Here is a 14,980-nt window from a genome sequence, read left to right on the forward strand (position 1 = left end):
AATCAGACGGCTATAATTGACAAAACACCTACCTATCTCTAAGCTTTTGCCGCAAATGTAATGACGCCGATTTGTACCCAGATTGCGGGCGTCCACCAAGTTTCTAACTCGGTGAAGTGCAGCTAAAAGGGTGTGTCCAGCGTTGATGGCCGCCCATTAGGGTGGCCTTTTTTGTTTCTCATTCGCTGCAGGCCCGCCCTATACTGACCCGCCCAATGCTTGCACCCCGCACTCCGTCTTCGGCCTACCGTTAAGGCAGACGCTATGATTGAACTTAGCAACGTCAGTAAAACCTATTTCAGCAACAACAAAGGCAACGGCTCCAATGCCATCCATGCGCTTAAAGAAGCCAACCTCATCGTGCCCAAAGGCACCATTCACGGCGTCATTGGCCTGTCTGGCGCGGGGAAATCGACACTAATTCGCTGCGTTAATCTGCTAGAGCGCCCCACTAGTGGCACCGTGACAGTGGATGGCCAGGAAATGACGAGCCTGAGTAACGCAGCCCTTAACCAGGCACGTCACCGCATCGGTATGATTTTTCAGCACTTCAATCTGCTAACCACGCGCTCGGTCTTCGATAATGTTGCCCTACCGCTTGAGCTGATGGGACAAAAACGTCATACCGTTCGCGAACGTGTTATTCCACTGCTGGAAATGGTTGGCCTGGCAGATAAAGCGGATCAGTATCCCGCCCAGCTTTCAGGCGGCCAGAAACAGCGCGTCGCGATTGCTCGGGCACTGGCCAGCAAGCCGCAGGTATTACTGTGCGATGAGGCCACCTCCGCGTTAGATCCACAGACCACCAGCTCTATATTAGAACTGCTGCGTGACATTAATCATCAACTGGGGATCACCATTCTACTGATCACCCACGAGATGGAAGTGGTGAAATCGATCTGCCACCGCGTCAGCCTGATTTCAGACGGCGAATTGGTGGAGGATTCCGAAGTCGGCGACTTCTTCACCGCCCCTCGCACCCAGCTTGGCCGTGAGTTTCTCAATGACTTTCTTCAGCTAACGCCGCCTAAAGAGCTGATAGAAAGACTCGTTGATACCCCTGGCGATAATACACATCCGGTGGTACGCCTAACGTTTTCTGGCGACGCGGTTTCCACACCGCTGATTTCACGCCTGGCTCGCGAGTGCGGGGTCGATGTCAGCATTTTGCAAGCCAAGGTAGAGTCGATCCAGGAACGCACACTGGGCCTGATGATCGCTGAGCTGCTGGGCACGCCGACGCAAACTCAGCAAGCCATGACCTATCTTGAATCTCATCAACTACAGGTAGAGGTACTCGGCCATGTCCAGCGCAATGATTGATCTTATTTTACAGGCCACGCTGGATACCCTTTATATGGTGGCCGTCTCAGGGCTTATTTCTACCCTAGTGGGCCTACCGCTTGGCGTGATGCTGTATGTCACTCGCCCACGCCAAATATTGGCGAAGCCGGTGCTCAATCAATTGCTGAGCATTATTACCAACATTGGCCGCTCTATTCCGTTCATTATTTTGATGGTGGCCATCATCCCTTTTACGCGCATGTTGGTAGGTACCTCAATTGGTATTAACGCCGCGTCAGTGCCGCTTACTATTGCTGCCATTCCGTTTGTTGCTCGGCTGGTAGAAGCAGCGCTGAATGAGATTTCGCCAGGATTAATTGAAGCCGCCCAAGCCATGGGGGCAACGCCGTGGCAGATCATTTGCAAAGTACTGATCCCAGAAGCCCGTGGCGGAATCATGACTGGCTTAACGATTACCGCCGTCACGCTGGTCAGTTACTCCGCCATGGCGGGTGCCGTCGGCGGCGGCGGCCTAGGCGACTTGGGCATTCGCTACGGCTACAACCGCTTCAACCCCACCATCATGCTGATTACGGTAGTGATTCTGGTTGTTATGGTGCAAGGCTTCCAAAGCCTGGGTGACTACTTGGTGCGCAAGAGTGATCGTAAATAAAAGCGCCCAACGGAATAATCCAATATAACCAAAACGCATTAGACAACTGCTTCTTATTACCGCATCATTGAACCATTACGTACAACGTTACTGGAGAGACCTCATGCAAAAACTCATTATTGGTAGTCTTACCGCCTTAGCCCTTGCGGTTAACGTCGCTAACGCTGAAACGCGCAGCATCAAGATGGGTACCGTTGCCGGCCCTGAAACGGAAGTAATGGAAGTGGCAGCGCGCATTGCCAAAGAAGAGTATGATCTGGATGTCGAAATCATTGAGTTCACTGATTACGTCACGCCCAATGCTGCTCTGGCCGACGGCAGCCTGGATGCCAACGCCTACCAGCACGAGCTCTACTTGCAGTCGATGGTAGAAGATCGCGGCTATGACCTGGCAATTGCGGGTTATACCTTCGTTTACCCAATCGGCGCTTACTCAGAAAAATACGACAGCATCGACGATCTACCTGACGGTGCGCAAATCGCGCTGCCCAACGATCCTTCTAATGAGGGCCGCGCGTTGATCCTGATGCACAACGAAGGGCTGATCACCCTTAACGACCCAGAGTTTCTGGAATCAACACCTATTGATATCGCTGAAAACCCCCGTGACTTCCGTTTCCGCGAAATTGAGGCGGCCCAGCTTCCTCGCGTACTGCCTGATGTCGATATGGCGTTCATCAATAATACCTTCGCGCAGCCTGCTGGCCTGAGCCTGGATGACGCCTTGATTAAAGAAGGCCCTGAATCTCCGTATGTTAACTTGATCGCCGTACGTGGCGGTGACGAAGAGCGCGAAGAGATTCGCCAACTGGTCGACGCCTATCAGCGTGATGAAGTGATTGAAAAAGCGGAAGAGCTATTTAAAGGTGCTGCGGTACCTGGCTGGACCGAGTAAAACCGCGAATTAGTAATCAATAGATGACATCAGGCCGGCACGCATAGGTATCTCCTATGCAAAAAGTGCCGGCCTGTTGCGTTAGTAGCAAGAGAGGCTTCATGCAAAACAGCGTTGACTACCCACTTCTTAATCGCCAGCTCGAAGCGCTGCTTGATACGCGCGACTGGCTCACCAACAGCGCCCAAACGTGTGCTTTTATTCAGCAGCAGCTTAGCGACCTTAACTGGGTCGGCTTTTATCTCCAGCGCCAGCCTGACGTCTTGGGCCTGGGCCCGTTCCAAGGGCAGCCTGCCTGCCACCCGATCCCATTCAGCAAAGGCGTATGCGGTGCCGCTGCACGCCAGCAAATCACTCAGCGAGTCGACGATGTGCATGCGGTGGCTGACCATATTGCCTGCGACGCCAACTCACGCTCCGAGTTGGTAGTGCCCATTGTAGTCAACGGCACCCTTTGGGGGGTTCTTGATCTGGACAGCCCTCTCCATGCGCGCTTTACCTCACAAGACCAAGCAGGCATTGAAGCCCTAGTCGCCACTTTTATACGTCAGACAGAGCTTCCCGACTTAATTGAACGCTAGCGGCTTCATAAAACGCTAACAACGCCCATACGAAAACACCCCGAGCAATAAATGCCGGGGTGTTTTGATAACAGCTGGTAGGACCAGGCGGATTTGAACCGCCGACCTCCACGATGTCAACGTGGCGCTCTAACCAACTGAGCTATGGTCCTAGAAATTGGGGCTGGCTAGCGAATGGTAGGACCAGGCGGATTTGAACCGCCGACCTCCACGATGTCAACGTGGCGCTCTAACCAACTGAGCTATGGTCCTATTGCGCGCTGAAACAGATGGCGCTAGCTAAGCAACGGATGCGTATTTTACGCTTTCATCACTGAATTGCAAGCTATTTTACACCACGAGCGAATGCACCCTGAGCCGCTCAACGGGATATAGATCGTCATTTATAGCGCATTTCTATCTTTATAATCCTTATACCGCTAGGCTGGGTATTTTAATATTCTTGATATTCATTAAGGGTGATAGACCATGCTGGGTATTTTGCTAGGAAGCATAGCCATCGTGTTATTAATAGCGACACTGATGGCGCGCATAGAATTACATTGGTGGTGGGTTCGCAGTTTTGAGTTTCCACGCCTACAGATTATTAGCCTAGCGTTAGTCACCTTCATTGCAACGGCAATACTGGTCGAGGCTGGCCCATGGCAATGGGTAGCACTACTTGCGTCAGGCATCACTTTTCTGATCCAAGGCTACTACATTATGCCTTTTACTCGCCTATGGCCTATACAGGTTAAAACAGCAAAAAGTAACGACGAAGATAAAACCATTACCCTGCTGATTGCTAACGTGCTGACGCCTAATCGGCAAGTTCAACCGTTAATCGATATGATCAAACAGCACCAGCCTGACATCGTATTAACGCTAGAGTCTGACCAATGGTGGCAAGACCAATTGGATCCCGCGTTAGCTGAGCAATGGCCCAATAGCGTTAAAATCCCGCTAGACAATCTTTATGGCATGCACCTCTATTCTCATCTTGAGCTTACCGACACCTCCGTTGAATGGCTGATTCAAGATGACATCCCGTCTATTCATACCAGAGTAACGCTGGCTAACGGTGACTCTATTCGCCTATTTGCCCTGCACCCTCGCCCGCCAGCACCTAGCGAGAGTGAAAAATCCCTTTGGCGCGATGCAGAGCTGTTGTTGGTAGGCAAACGTATTCATGAAGACCCCCAACCGACACTCGTCGCTGGAGATCTAAACGATGTGGCATGGTCACGCACCACACGCCTTTTTTGCCGTATTGGCGGCATGCTCGACCCACGCCGCGGGCGCGGGTTGTTCAGCACCTTCCACGCCAAATACCCGATATTGCGCTGGCCACTGGACCATATTTTTGTGACCGAACACTTCACGCTGGTGGGCATGCAGCGGCTTAAATACTTCGGTTCTGATCATTTTCCTATGTTGGCAACGTTTTGCTATCGCCCTTCGCGCAAAAATGAAGCAGAAACCCCAGAGGCCAGTACGGAAGAGCGAAGTGAAGCCAGCGAAACCATCCAAGAAGGTAAAACGGAAAAACAAGAGACCTGATCGCTGGCTATATGAATTGCTTACTCAGGGATGCCTCCCTGGGTAAGCACGGCCGGGTCTAGCAACCGCTCTAACGTTTCGCGATCCAGGTCGGTCCTCTCCTCAGCGACATCAATAATCGCCCTCCCGCCTTGATAAGCCTCTTTAGCAATTGCCGCGGCAGCGTTATAACCAATCACGCCATTTAATGCCGTTACCAAAATAGGGTTCTTCGCTAGCGGACCTTTTACATTCTCCTCGCGCACTTTAAAGGTAGCAATCGCTCGATCTGCCAGCAGTCGGGCGGTATTGCTCATCAGGCTAATGGAGGTCAGTAGATTGGAAGCCACCAGCGGCAACATCACGTTCAATTGAAAGTTACCGCTTTGTCCGGCAACCGTAATGGCGGTGTCTAAACCGATTACTTGCGCGGCAGCCTGAGCGGCTGATTCTGGAATCACCGGATTCACTTTGCCTGGCATAATGGAGCTACCGGGCTGCAATGCCTCAAGTTCAATTTCCCCCAACCCTGCCAATGGGCCAGAGTTCATCCAGCGCAAATCATTGGCAATTTTCATGATCACGCAAGCGAGCCCTTTCAATTGCCCTGAGAGCTCTACCGCCGCATCTTGTGACGAGAGGCTGGCAAAAAAGCTGTCATTGGGTGTGAACATTAACCCGGTCTGTTCACTCAGCTCTTGAGCAACCTGCTCAGCAAAACCGGTTGGCGCGTTAACACCGGTACCCACAGCGGTTCCGCCTTGCGCTAATCTGCAGAGTCGCTTCATTGCGCTGTCAAAACGCTCAATGGCCTGATTAATCTGGCTCGACCAGGCGCCCAGCTCTTGATCCATACGCAGCGGCATAGCGTCCATAAGATGCGTACGGCCGGTTTTTACCACATGGCTTAGTTCGCTCGCGCGCTGATCAATCGTATCGCGCAGATGAACGAGGGCTGGGCGCAGCGATTCGTGAACGGCAATGGCCGCCGAAAGATGGATCGCCGTCGGAATCACATCATTACTTGATTGCCCCATATTAACGTGATCGTTCGGGGTTACCTCAACGCCTTCACGGCTTGCTAAGGTCGCCAACACCTCGTTGACGTTCATATTGGTGGAAGTACCTGAACCGGTTTGAAAAACATCAATGGGGAAATGCTGATCATACTTGCCGGTTAATACGTCACGAGCCGCTTTTTGGATAGCTTCGCCACGTGCGCTATCAAGCCCTCCTAACGTTTGGTTGGCGCGCGCGGCCGCTAGTTTGATACGGGCGACCGCGTGGATAAAGGCCGGGGGCATGGGCGAATGAGAAACAGGAAAGTTATTAATCGCCCGCTGCGTCTGCGCACCGTAAAGCGCATCCTCCGGCACTGCTAACTCACCCATGCTGTCGCGTTCCATACGTGTTGCCATTGCTCGTCCTCCTTTGAAAATGCGGGCTGCTCAGGCTTTGAGCACAGCGTCGCTGTATCGTTCGTTATGGGTGTTAACCACCGCTATTACAAAGCATTAAACGAAAATGTTGCACTGCACAAACAGACTTGCTATGCTGCACCGCAAGATAGCTTAAAAAGCTAATTCATTAATAAGCAGCGCCAACCTCAGGATAGCTGCTTTTGGCAAGACTGAACCCTGGAGGGTATGACGATGCGCACTTTAAATACTAACGAAATGACTCAGCAGTTCGACAATATGTTTATGGCACCGGTACGCGCCTATATGGCATTGAGCATTGATTACAGCGAAAAAATGGTCAATGCTCAAATGGATGCCAGCAAAGCCTATTTCGACACAGGCGTTGCACAGATGCGCCAGATGATGGATGTCAAGGATGCTGAAGGCCTGCGTAGCTACATGGAAAGTCAGCAGAAAGTTGCTAAAGACTTAGCCGAGCGCGCTAAAGGCGATGCCGATAAAGTGGTATCGCTACAGCAGGACTTTATCCAGAAAAGCCAGAAAATCACTGAAGATAACGTCAAGCAGGCGCAAACTGCTGCTAGCAAAATGACGAAAACTGCCTAAACCAACAAGGTTTAAGTAATCGATAACGCCACCGCTGGCCTTGCCAGCGGTGGCGTTTTAGTTACTGCGCCATCAATTTTCATCTACGTTTCACCAATCTCTCGCGTCACCAACCATCTCATTTTCACCAACTATCTCATTTCACCAATTAAGTGCAGATTTCACAAACGGAATGGTTAGTTTTCGCTTGGCCGATAAAGACGCTTTATCCAGCGTTTCCACCGCGCGGCAAAGCTCGCCCAGCTCGCGCGGGCCACGATGCAAAATATAGCGCCCGACGTCATCGGGTAGCTGCATTCCTCTCACGCTGGCGCGCAGTTTTAAAGCTGCCAAGCGCTCTTCATCATCCTCTAAAGGATGTACGTGAAAAGTCACTCCCCAAGTCAAGCGCGAAGCCAAATCGGGCAGCACCACATTTAATTGGCGTGGGGAGGCGCTTGCCGTAATCACCAGCTTTTTACCTGCATCACGCAGCCGATTAAAGGCGTGAAATAGCGCCTCTTCCCAACGTTTACGACCAATCACACACTCCAGGTCATCAATGGCGACAAGGTCCAGGCGCTCGATATCTTCCAGCATTAATGGCGGAAAATGGCCTAAATCACTTAGTGGCAAATAAAGCGTGCGCTTGTCAGCATCCGATGCGGCGTGACAGGCGGCTTGAAGCAAATGACTACGGCCAACACCAGGAGCACCCCAGAGATAAAGAAACTGCTCTCCCGTGGGGGTTAACTGCTGGGTAATATGCTCAACCAGCGGTGCGTTTGCCCGCGACGCATAATAGTTATCGAAAGTAGTGTCATCCCGCAGCCCGATCCCCAGTGGAAGCTGTGCCGGTATTCGGCTCATGGTGATTCCCCAAAATCGTTACGACCCTGCTTATCACGACCTAACTCATCATGATATGAAGAACTGGATTCAATTATCGTTGACTCTTTGTCGATGTTTTTATCGTCGTACAACTCACTATGTTGGTAACGAACCTTAACCTCTTTAAGTAGCACTAGAATGACCGCCGCGACGGGCAGTGCTAACAACACCCCTGTCAGTCCAAATAGATTCCCCCCCGCCAGCACCGCAAATATGACGGCGACCGGATGCAGGCCAATTTTATCACCTAGTAACTTAGGCTGTAGAATCACACTCTCAGCCACTTGGCCGATACTGAACACCAAAATGACGCCGACCAAGGCCCACCAAGTAGCATACTGGAAAAGCGCGACAACTAGAGCGATTACTAACCCAACGATAAAGCCCAAAAACGGCACGATGCTTACTAGCCCCGACACAAAGCCGATGAGTAGGCCAAAATTTAGGCCCATCAACGTCAAACCTACCGAATAAATAATTCCTAAACACAGCATAACGAGCAACTGCCCGCGCAAAAATGATGAAAGCACTTCATCGCAGCGGCGCGCTAAGCGAAAGGTATCATCTGCCCACTGACGCGGAATCAAATTGGCAATATTATCGAGCAAACGGTTCCAGTCCAAAAGCAAATAGAAAGTAACGACAGGGATCAAGGCCACATAGGTAATCCAAGAAACGAATGCCATCCCTGAGCGGCCAATTTGGCCTAAGGCCTGGGCTAAATAGCCACCGGCATCCCGCCAGTTTTCAGCGAGTGTTTCGCGGACATTGGTTAATTCCGCCGTCACATCGTAGCCAGTCCACTCCTGCACCTGTGGGGCAAGGATATTTTCCACCCAGTTGAAGATACTCGGGATGGCCTCTCCCAATTGTTTAAGCTGCTGGACAATCAGCGGAATCAATATGAGCAAACTCACCACTAGAATGAGGAGTAACACCAAAAACACACTACTGACTGCTAATGGGCGGTTCATCCCCCAACGCTGGAACTGGTTTGCTAACGGATCGGCTAGATAAGCGAGAATCATCCCAGCAATAAAAGGCATCAGTACTGCATCTAACAAATAAATCAAACCGCCGATCACCACTAAAAACAGGACACCCCACCAAGAATTCCGCATAGTTCCCTCTCAAACGTGGCTTTAAACCAACATTTTCATTAAACACTACTATTTTTACTTACCACTACTATGCCGCATATGAACAAAAGCTGCTCGTATGCTTTTCATCATGTGTCACAGCGGTGCGACCTGAGCCGCTGAGTGTTACAATCCGCTCAAGTTAAGCCCAGCACTGGCTTTGTCGCCAGCACTACCAGCACCGCTAATTGCTTCACAGGATCTGTCATGACCGAGACCTCCTCTTCTTCGGCTACTCCTTCCCTCAGCTATAAGGACGCAGGCGTCGATATTGATGCCGGTAATGCCCTGGTTGACCGCATCAAACACGTTGCCAAACGCACCACACGCCCAGAAGTCATGGGCGGGCTGGGTGGTTTTGGCGCGCTATGTGAAATTCCAGCAGGCTATCGGCAACCCGTTTTAGTCTCGGGAACCGATGGCGTCGGCACGAAACTGCGCCTAGCGATGGATCTTGGCAAACACGACACGATTGGTATTGATTTAGTCGCTATGTGTGTCAACGATTTGATCGTGGCGGGTGCCGAACCGCTACTGTTTCTTGACTACTATGCCACGGGCAAGCTCGATGTGGATATTGCCGCTGATGTTGTCACCGGTATTGGTGCTGGCTGCGAGCTGGCTGGATGCGCTCTAGTAGGCGGCGAAACCGCGGAAATGCCGGGCATGTACAAAGGCAGCGATTACGATTTAGCTGGCTTTTGCGTCGGTGTTGTTGAAAAAGCAGACATCTTAGATGGTAGTAAAGTGGCCGAAGGCGACGTGATTCTGGGGCTGGCATCATCAGGACCTCACTCCAACGGTTACTCGCTGATTCGTAAAATACTCGACGTCAGCAACGCTTCGCTAGACACAGACATTGACGGCAAGTCTCTCGGTGATGCGCTAATGGCGCCTACTCGCATCTATGTAAAATCTCTGCTCTCTTTAATGCGCGGCAGCGATATTGCGGTACATGCCCTATCGCATATTACCGGTGGCGGGCTGCTTGAAAATATTCCCCGCGTACTGCCTGATAATCTCGCGGCGCATATTGATATTGCCAGCTGGGAGCGCCCTGCCGTGTTCGATTGGCTCCAGGCCCAGGGCAATGTCAATGAAACCGAAATGCATCGTGTGCTTAATTGCGGTATTGGCATGGTTGTCGTGGTCTCCCAACAGCAAGCTGAGCAGGCAACAGCTCACTTGGAAGCCGAAGGCGAAACTGTTTACCGCCTAGGACAGATCGTTGAGCGCCAAGAGGAAGCCGTTATTTTGGAGAACCTCTCGGCATGACCAATACGGATTATCAAAGCGATACCATTAGAGATGTGGTCCCAGACCCACTAGGCGCGCGTCGCATCGTGGTGCTGGTTTCAGGCAATGGCAGCAACCTGCAGGCGTTAATTGATGCCCAATCCCACGACCGTTTAGGAGGTGGCGAAATTGTTGCCGTCATCTCCAATATCGCTGATGCCTATGGTTTAAAACGTGCCCACGAAGCAGGTATTGAAGCGGTGGCACTGCCCCATCGCGAATATGATAGCCGTGAAGCCTACGACGGCGCCCTGATCAAGGTCATTGAGCGCCATGAGCCGGACCTTATCGTTCTGGCGGGCTTCATGCGTATATTGACACCTCGCTTTGTACAACGCTTTTTGGGCCGTATGCTAAACATTCATCCTTCGTTGCTCCCTTCTTACCAAGGCTTAAACACCCATGCCCGCGCCCTGGCAGACGGCGTTACAAGTCATGGTTGTAGCGTTCATTTCGTCACCGAAGAGCTGGACGGGGGCCCCGTAGTACTCCAGGCCGAGCTTCAGGTCAGCGCTGACGATACGGTGGAAACACTGCAAGAGAAGGTGCGCTCTCGCGAGCACCTGCTTTATCCCATTGCCGTGCAGTGGTTTTTAGAAGGCAGGCTCCAGTTCAGTCCAGAAGGTGCCAAAATGGATGGCCACCTACTACCAGAACACGGGATGCGCCTCTCCCACGCCGATGCGGCTGAAGAGCTTGATGAGGAGTTTGACGAAGAGTCGTAAGGCTAGACTGATATCGTCACAGCAAGCAGCAAAAAGCGCCTTACGGCAAAACCGTAAGGCGCTTTTTTTGGCAATGCATTTCGCAGGACTAGGTACGCGGTAGCGTAACCCCGCGCTGGCCCATATATTTTCCGCCCCGATCTTTATATGACGTTTCGCAAACCTCATCAGACTCCAAGAACAGCATCTGCGCGACGCCCTCATGGGCATAGATTTTCGCGGGCAGATTGGTGGTGTTAGAGAACTCTAAGGTAACGTGGCCTTCCCACTCAGGCTCCAGCGGCGTTACGTTAACAATAATACCGCAGCGCGCGTAGGTGGATTTACCCAGGCAGATCGTCAGCACATTACGCGGGATACGGAAGTACTCAACCGTGCGCGCCAGTGCAAATGAGTTCGGCGGAATAATGCACACATCGCCCTTAATATCGACGAAGCTTTTTTCATCAAACGCCTTCGGATCCACAATCGCTGAGTGAATATTGGTGAAGACTTTGAATTCATCAGCACAACGCACGTCATAGCCATAGCTTGAAGTACCGTAGGAAATAACGCGCTGGTCGTTCACATAGCGCACCTGTTCGGCTTCAAAAGGCTCAATCATCGCGTCGCTTTTGGCCATGCGACGAATCCAGTTATCAGATTTGATACTCATGTGTTACTTCATCACTCGCTAAAGGAAATAGTGGGTCCATCGCCTTGATTGGCATTAACCGCTTCGGCTACTTTTTGGGCGATAACAGCAAAGGTCTGGCTCACCGTCCCCTCAGGTTCAGATATGACACTCGGGCGCCCTGAATCCGTCAGTTCACGGATGGAGAGCGTGAGTGGTAGCCGTCCAAGCACTTGGGTATCGTATTCTTGAGCGATGTTATCTCCGCCACCAGTACCAAAAATAGCCGCTTCATGGCCACAGTTTTCACAGTGGTAAAGGCTCATATTTTCCACTACGCCCAGTACCGGCACGTTAACCTTGCGGAACATCTCGATCCCCTTGCGGGCATCTAAAAGCGCAATATCTTGCGGCGTTGTGACGATCACAGCGCCTGCCACCGGCACTTTCTGCGCCAGCGTCAGTTGGATATCGCCAGTGCCCGGCGGCATGTCGATCAACAGAAAGTCGAGATTGTCCCATTGGGTTTGCGTCAGCATCTGTTGAAACGCCCCCACCACCATAGGACCACGCCACACCATTGGCTCGCGAGTGTTAACCATAAACGCCATCGACATGGCTTGAAGGCCATGCGCTTCCAGCGGCAGAAATTTATCGTTGGCAGCCGCTTGAGGGCGTACACCCTCTTTAACACCCAGCATCTGAGCCTGACTGGGGCCGTAAATATCTGCATCAAGAACACCCACACGATATCCTTGCGCAGACAAGGCTAACGCCAAGTTAACGGTGACCGTGGATTTACCCACGCCACCTTTACCCGATGCCACTGCAATAATATGTTTAACCCCATCCATTCAATGGCACTCCTCATTTAGGCACTTAATTAACGTTGAGTGAATGATACTCCTCGGGGGCTCAATCATAAACCAGCAAACAAAAAGCGGATGCCGGTTGCCCGACATCCGCTCTCGTGTTGCTAGTCTACAGCGTTACCGCTTTTCACTATTAGCCAGCAGCGTTTTGCTGTGCTTCCTCACTACCACCATCGCTATCGTTGGCGCTCTCATCGCCATTGCTAGACGCTTCTTCTGACGAATTCTCTTGTGCAGAGCTGTCATTTGAAGAACCACTATTTGAAGAGCCATCGTCTGAAGCGCCGTCGTCTGAAGAGCTGTCTTCAGACGAACCGCTTTCTGACGAGCCACTTTCTGAACCGCTGCTCTGGGAAGAAGAAGTGGCTTCACCAGCAGACTCCTCAGCGTCGGCCAAACGGCTGTCTAGTGTGGAAAGCTCATCGCGCCATTCACCAAGCTGACTCTCTAAGCGCTCTAGTTGGCTCTCACGCTCTTCAATATCATTCTCAACGCTCGACACTTCCTCACGGCCCATCTCTAAAGCGACCATGACGTCATCGAGCTCGGTGCGCACGTCGCTCAAGCTCTGCTCTTCCTCTTCGCGAAGCGCCGTTAGCGAATCCACTTCATTTTGCAGCTCATCGCGTTCGCTAGTGATGGAATCACGCTCGCTTTTTAGTTCATCAAGCTCGCTTTGGGCAGTTGAGATTTCCTCTTCTAAACCGCTTAGCTGTTCATTTGACTGGCTAATCTGCTCTTCTAGCCCTGACAGCTCCTCTTCCATGCTGCCCAGCTCTTCAACCGCTTGTTGGCGCTGCTCCTCGGCTTCTTGACGGGCGGCTTCAGCCTCCTGACGAGCTTCTTCAGCGCTAGAACGCGCTTCTTCAACTTGCTGGAGAGTACTTTCCGCCTCATCGCGAGTGCTGATGATCTCGTCGCGCTCTTCACGCAGCGCGCTCATCTCACTGTCAGCGCTCTCTATCTGCTCATTAAGAGAGGCGATTTCTTCTTCTAGCGCATTTCGCTCGGATTCAAGTTCTTCTAACCGCGACTGCACATCGCTGACATTAGTTCGGGCACTCTCAAGCGACGAACTGGCCTCTTGCTGCTGAGCCTCAAGAGAAGCCATTTCTTCTTGCAGCGCGGCTAAATTGGTTTCAGCTTCCTCTATTTCGCTAATGCGCTGGCTCATTTGGCTATTTTCTTGCTCAACGCTAGCGAGCTGCTCTTCTAAGCTATCGACGCGATCCTGGCGAGAGCCTGCATTAGACTGCGCCATGATCGCCCAGACAACCGCAATAGCAGCGATCCCTGCAATCGCTTTTACTCGGTTATCTTGAAAGAGAGTTTTCATATCCGCCTTTTTAGCCGGCCCTGTCTTTTTAGCTGGCTCCGGCTTGTTGGCCGGTGACGGGTGATCCGTATTATTTGTTTCCGACATTATGCGTTCCTCTTTGGTCTAAGCTAACGTTGGCCCAGCTAACGGTAATCAATTGCATTTGTAATGCGCTAGCCGTGGATGATCTTCCTTTCAGCATACACAGCTCACTGTATCTAGCCAGTTTGTTAGTAACAATCGTATATAAATGTTGCTGTAACGTTACCACCACCCTCGATGATGAATCACGTTAATTTGCAGAAGGGTGTTTCCCCTCATGGAAGCCTGATGCTTGTCCATTGTGCACATCAAACCAATTGAGCGTCGTATGCAGCGACACCACACTTCCCACTATTAGCAGCGTAGGCGGTTTAATGTGACCCGCCAAGAAAGTAGCTGGCAACGCTGACAAACATCCAATATGAGTTAGCTGTTGGCGCGTTGTTCCTTGCTCAATCAAGGCAAGCGGTGTTTCTGGCGCTAATCCGTGCTTGATCAACGCCTGACTAATGACGTTCACGCTACCCAACCCCATATAAAACACCAACGTCTGCCCTGGCCGCGCGAGCGCATCCCAATCAAGATCACATTCGCCTTGCTGCAAATGACCGGTCACAAAGCGCACCGACTGAGCATGATCGCGATGGGTCAGCGGTATTCCCGCATACGCCGCACAGCCCGACGCCGCGGTTACTCCCGGTATAACTTCCACACTAATGTGCGCCGCCACCAGAGCCTCAAGCTCTTCACCTCCGCGGCCAAAAATAAACGGATCGCCACCTTTAAGACGAACAACGCGCTTACCTTGCTGCGCCCATTTTACTAGCGCCTGATTAATGCCATCTTGAGGAACGCTGTGCTGCGAGCGCGCTTTCCCGACATAAAAGCGCTGTGCTTGCGCGGGTATAAACGCAACAATTTCATCGCTGACTAGACGGTCATACAGCACGACTTCAGCGGCCTGTAGGCGCTTGTAAGCTTTCAGCGTTAATAACTCTGGATCGCCGGGCCCTGCCCCCACTAAACTGACAAAGCCATACGAGCGAGACATTTGCTCTTGTGCTTCTTTCAAGAAACCACCTCAGGAATAAAAAAGTTTTTTAATATGCAAAAAAGTAATTAATTTT

15 protein-coding genes and 2 tRNA genes are annotated in these 14,980 nt (G+C 51.6%); 8 read left to right on the top strand and 9 right to left on the bottom strand.

The window, feature by feature from the left end:
* The first annotated feature begins 264 nt into the window (after positions 1 to 264).
* The 4 genes from CXF87_RS03085 to CXF87_RS03100 all read left to right on the top strand — a co-directional run bounded on the left by CXF87_RS03085 (position 265) and on the right by CXF87_RS03100 (position 3,433).
* The gene (locus tag CXF87_RS03085) at positions 265 to 1,323 is read left to right on the top strand and encodes a methionine ABC transporter ATP-binding protein (RefSeq protein WP_035557469.1); all 1,059 of its coding nucleotides are present in this window, start codon (positions 265 to 267) and stop codon (positions 1,321 to 1,323) included.
* A complete protein-coding gene (locus CXF87_RS03090; RefSeq protein ID WP_008956224.1) occupies positions 1,304 to 1,957 on the top strand; it encodes a methionine ABC transporter permease in 654 nt (217 codons plus the stop codon). Before CXF87_RS03085 ends, CXF87_RS03090 begins: the two co-directional genes overlap by 20 nt.
* A 103-nt stretch (positions 1,958 to 2,060) precedes the next feature.
* Complete coding sequence (locus CXF87_RS03095) at positions 2,061 to 2,852, top strand: MetQ/NlpA family ABC transporter substrate-binding protein (RefSeq protein ID WP_101145432.1); 792 nt, start codon at positions 2,061 to 2,063, stop codon at positions 2,850 to 2,852.
* 101 nt (positions 2,853 to 2,953) lie between these two features.
* The gene (locus tag CXF87_RS03100; RefSeq protein WP_101145433.1) at positions 2,954 to 3,433 is read left to right on the top strand and encodes a GAF domain-containing protein; all 480 of its coding nucleotides are present in this window, start codon (positions 2,954 to 2,956) and stop codon (positions 3,431 to 3,433) included.
* A 75-nt stretch (positions 3,434 to 3,508) separates the two neighbouring features.
* On the opposite strand, the gene CXF87_RS03105 is transcribed toward CXF87_RS03100, so the two are convergent.
* Positions 3,509 to 3,585, bottom strand: a tRNA-Val gene (locus tag CXF87_RS03105).
* Between the two features lie 23 nt (positions 3,586 to 3,608).
* Positions 3,609 to 3,685 (bottom strand) — tRNA-Val (locus CXF87_RS03110).
* Between the two features lie 216 nt (positions 3,686 to 3,901).
* On the opposite strand from CXF87_RS03110, the gene CXF87_RS03115 reads away from it, so the two are divergent.
* On the top strand, positions 3,902 to 4,972 hold the full coding sequence (locus CXF87_RS03115; RefSeq protein ID WP_101145434.1) for an endonuclease/exonuclease/phosphatase family protein: 1,071 nt from the start codon (positions 3,902 to 3,904) through the stop codon (positions 4,970 to 4,972).
* A gap of 20 nt (positions 4,973 to 4,992) precedes the next feature.
* On the opposite strand, the gene CXF87_RS03120 is transcribed toward CXF87_RS03115, so the two are convergent.
* Positions 4,993 to 6,369, bottom strand: a complete 1,377-nt coding sequence (locus CXF87_RS03120) for a class II fumarate hydratase (RefSeq protein WP_101145435.1) — start codon at positions 6,367 to 6,369, stop codon at positions 4,993 to 4,995.
* Positions 6,370 to 6,603: 234 nt separating this feature from the next.
* Here CXF87_RS03120 and CXF87_RS03125 point away from each other — a divergent pair, with 234 nt between their 5' ends.
* Positions 6,604 to 6,978, top strand: a complete 375-nt coding sequence (locus CXF87_RS03125; RefSeq protein ID WP_101145436.1) for a phasin family protein — start codon at positions 6,604 to 6,606, stop codon at positions 6,976 to 6,978.
* A gap of 141 nt (positions 6,979 to 7,119) precedes the next feature.
* Here CXF87_RS03125 and hda read toward each other — a convergent pair whose 3' ends face one another.
* On the bottom strand, positions 7,120 to 7,827 hold the full coding sequence (gene hda / locus CXF87_RS03130; RefSeq protein WP_101145437.1) for a DnaA regulatory inactivator Hda: 708 nt from the start codon (positions 7,825 to 7,827) through the stop codon (positions 7,120 to 7,122).
* Complete coding sequence (locus CXF87_RS03135) at positions 7,824 to 8,969, bottom strand: AI-2E family transporter (protein WP_035557450.1); 1,146 nt, start codon at positions 8,967 to 8,969, stop codon at positions 7,824 to 7,826. Before CXF87_RS03135 ends, hda begins: the two co-directional genes overlap by 4 nt.
* Positions 8,970 to 9,194: 225 nt before the next feature.
* Between CXF87_RS03135 and purM the strand changes: the two genes are divergently transcribed.
* Together purM and purN are read left to right on the top strand one after the other, a co-directional pair.
* Positions 9,195 to 10,262 (top strand): phosphoribosylformylglycinamidine cyclo-ligase, encoded by a 1,068-nt coding sequence (gene purM, locus CXF87_RS03140; protein ID WP_101145438.1) that lies wholly within the window; start codon positions 9,195 to 9,197, stop codon positions 10,260 to 10,262.
* Positions 10,259 to 11,008 (top strand): phosphoribosylglycinamide formyltransferase, encoded by a 750-nt coding sequence (gene purN / locus CXF87_RS03145; protein ID WP_101145439.1) that lies wholly within the window; start codon positions 10,259 to 10,261, stop codon positions 11,006 to 11,008. The genes purM and purN overlap by 4 nt, the downstream gene beginning before the upstream one ends.
* A gap of 88 nt (positions 11,009 to 11,096) precedes the next feature.
* On the opposite strand, the gene dcd is transcribed toward purN, so the two are convergent.
* The 4 genes from dcd to cobA form a co-directional block, all read right to left on the bottom strand.
* Complete coding sequence (dcd, locus tag CXF87_RS03150; protein ID WP_101145440.1) at positions 11,097 to 11,663, bottom strand: dCTP deaminase; 567 nt, start codon at positions 11,661 to 11,663, stop codon at positions 11,097 to 11,099.
* 11 nt (positions 11,664 to 11,674) lie between these two features.
* Complete coding sequence (gene apbC, locus CXF87_RS03155; protein ID WP_052703755.1) at positions 11,675 to 12,475, bottom strand: iron-sulfur cluster carrier protein ApbC; 801 nt, start codon at positions 12,473 to 12,475, stop codon at positions 11,675 to 11,677.
* A 151-nt stretch (positions 12,476 to 12,626) separates the two neighbouring features.
* On the bottom strand, positions 12,627 to 13,916 hold the full coding sequence (locus tag CXF87_RS03160) for a kinesin (protein WP_101145441.1): 1,290 nt from the start codon (positions 13,914 to 13,916) through the stop codon (positions 12,627 to 12,629).
* A gap of 187 nt (positions 13,917 to 14,103) precedes the next feature.
* Positions 14,104 to 14,904, bottom strand: coding sequence for a uroporphyrinogen-III C-methyltransferase (gene cobA, locus CXF87_RS03165; RefSeq protein ID WP_101145458.1), 801 nt, complete (start codon positions 14,902 to 14,904; stop codon positions 14,104 to 14,106).
* Positions 14,905 to 14,980 lie beyond the last annotated feature (76 nt).

The organism is Halomonas sp. MES3-P3E, from assembly GCF_002836035.1.
GTDB lineage: Bacteria > Pseudomonadota > Gammaproteobacteria > Pseudomonadales > Halomonadaceae > Vreelandella > Vreelandella arctica.

Coding starts and splice junctions, on each gene's coding strand:
- CXF87_RS03085 (WP_035557469.1), top strand. CDS start 265: ATGATTGAACTTAGCAACGTCAGTAAAACCTATTTCAGCAACAACAAA.
- CXF87_RS03090 (WP_008956224.1), top strand. CDS start 1,304: ATGTCCAGCGCAATGATTGATCTTATTTTACAGGCCACGCTGGATACC.
- CXF87_RS03095 (WP_101145432.1), top strand. CDS start 2,061: ATGCAAAAACTCATTATTGGTAGTCTTACCGCCTTAGCCCTTGCGGTT.
- CXF87_RS03100 (WP_101145433.1), top strand. CDS start 2,954: ATGCAAAACAGCGTTGACTACCCACTTCTTAATCGCCAGCTCGAAGCG.
- CXF87_RS03115 (WP_101145434.1), top strand. CDS start 3,902: ATGCTGGGTATTTTGCTAGGAAGCATAGCCATCGTGTTATTAATAGCG.
- CXF87_RS03120 (WP_101145435.1), bottom strand. CDS start 6,369: ATGGCAACACGTATGGAACGCGACAGCATGGGTGAGTTAGCAGTGCCG.
- CXF87_RS03125 (WP_101145436.1), top strand. CDS start 6,604: ATGCGCACTTTAAATACTAACGAAATGACTCAGCAGTTCGACAATATG.
- hda (WP_101145437.1), bottom strand. CDS start 7,827: ATGAGCCGAATACCGGCACAGCTTCCACTGGGGATCGGGCTGCGGGAT.
- CXF87_RS03135 (WP_035557450.1), bottom strand. CDS start 8,969: ATGCGGAATTCTTGGTGGGGTGTCCTGTTTTTAGTGGTGATCGGCGGT.
- purM (WP_101145438.1), top strand. CDS start 9,195: ATGACCGAGACCTCCTCTTCTTCGGCTACTCCTTCCCTCAGCTATAAG.
- purN (WP_101145439.1), top strand. CDS start 10,259: ATGACCAATACGGATTATCAAAGCGATACCATTAGAGATGTGGTCCCA.
- dcd (WP_101145440.1), bottom strand. CDS start 11,663: ATGAGTATCAAATCTGATAACTGGATTCGTCGCATGGCCAAAAGCGAC.
- apbC (WP_052703755.1), bottom strand. CDS start 12,475: ATGGATGGGGTTAAACATATTATTGCAGTGGCATCGGGTAAAGGTGGC.
- CXF87_RS03160 (WP_101145441.1), bottom strand. CDS start 13,916: ATGTCGGAAACAAATAATACGGATCACCCGTCACCGGCCAACAAGCCG.
- cobA (WP_101145458.1), bottom strand. CDS start 14,904: ATGTCTCGCTCGTATGGCTTTGTCAGTTTAGTGGGGGCAGGGCCCGGC.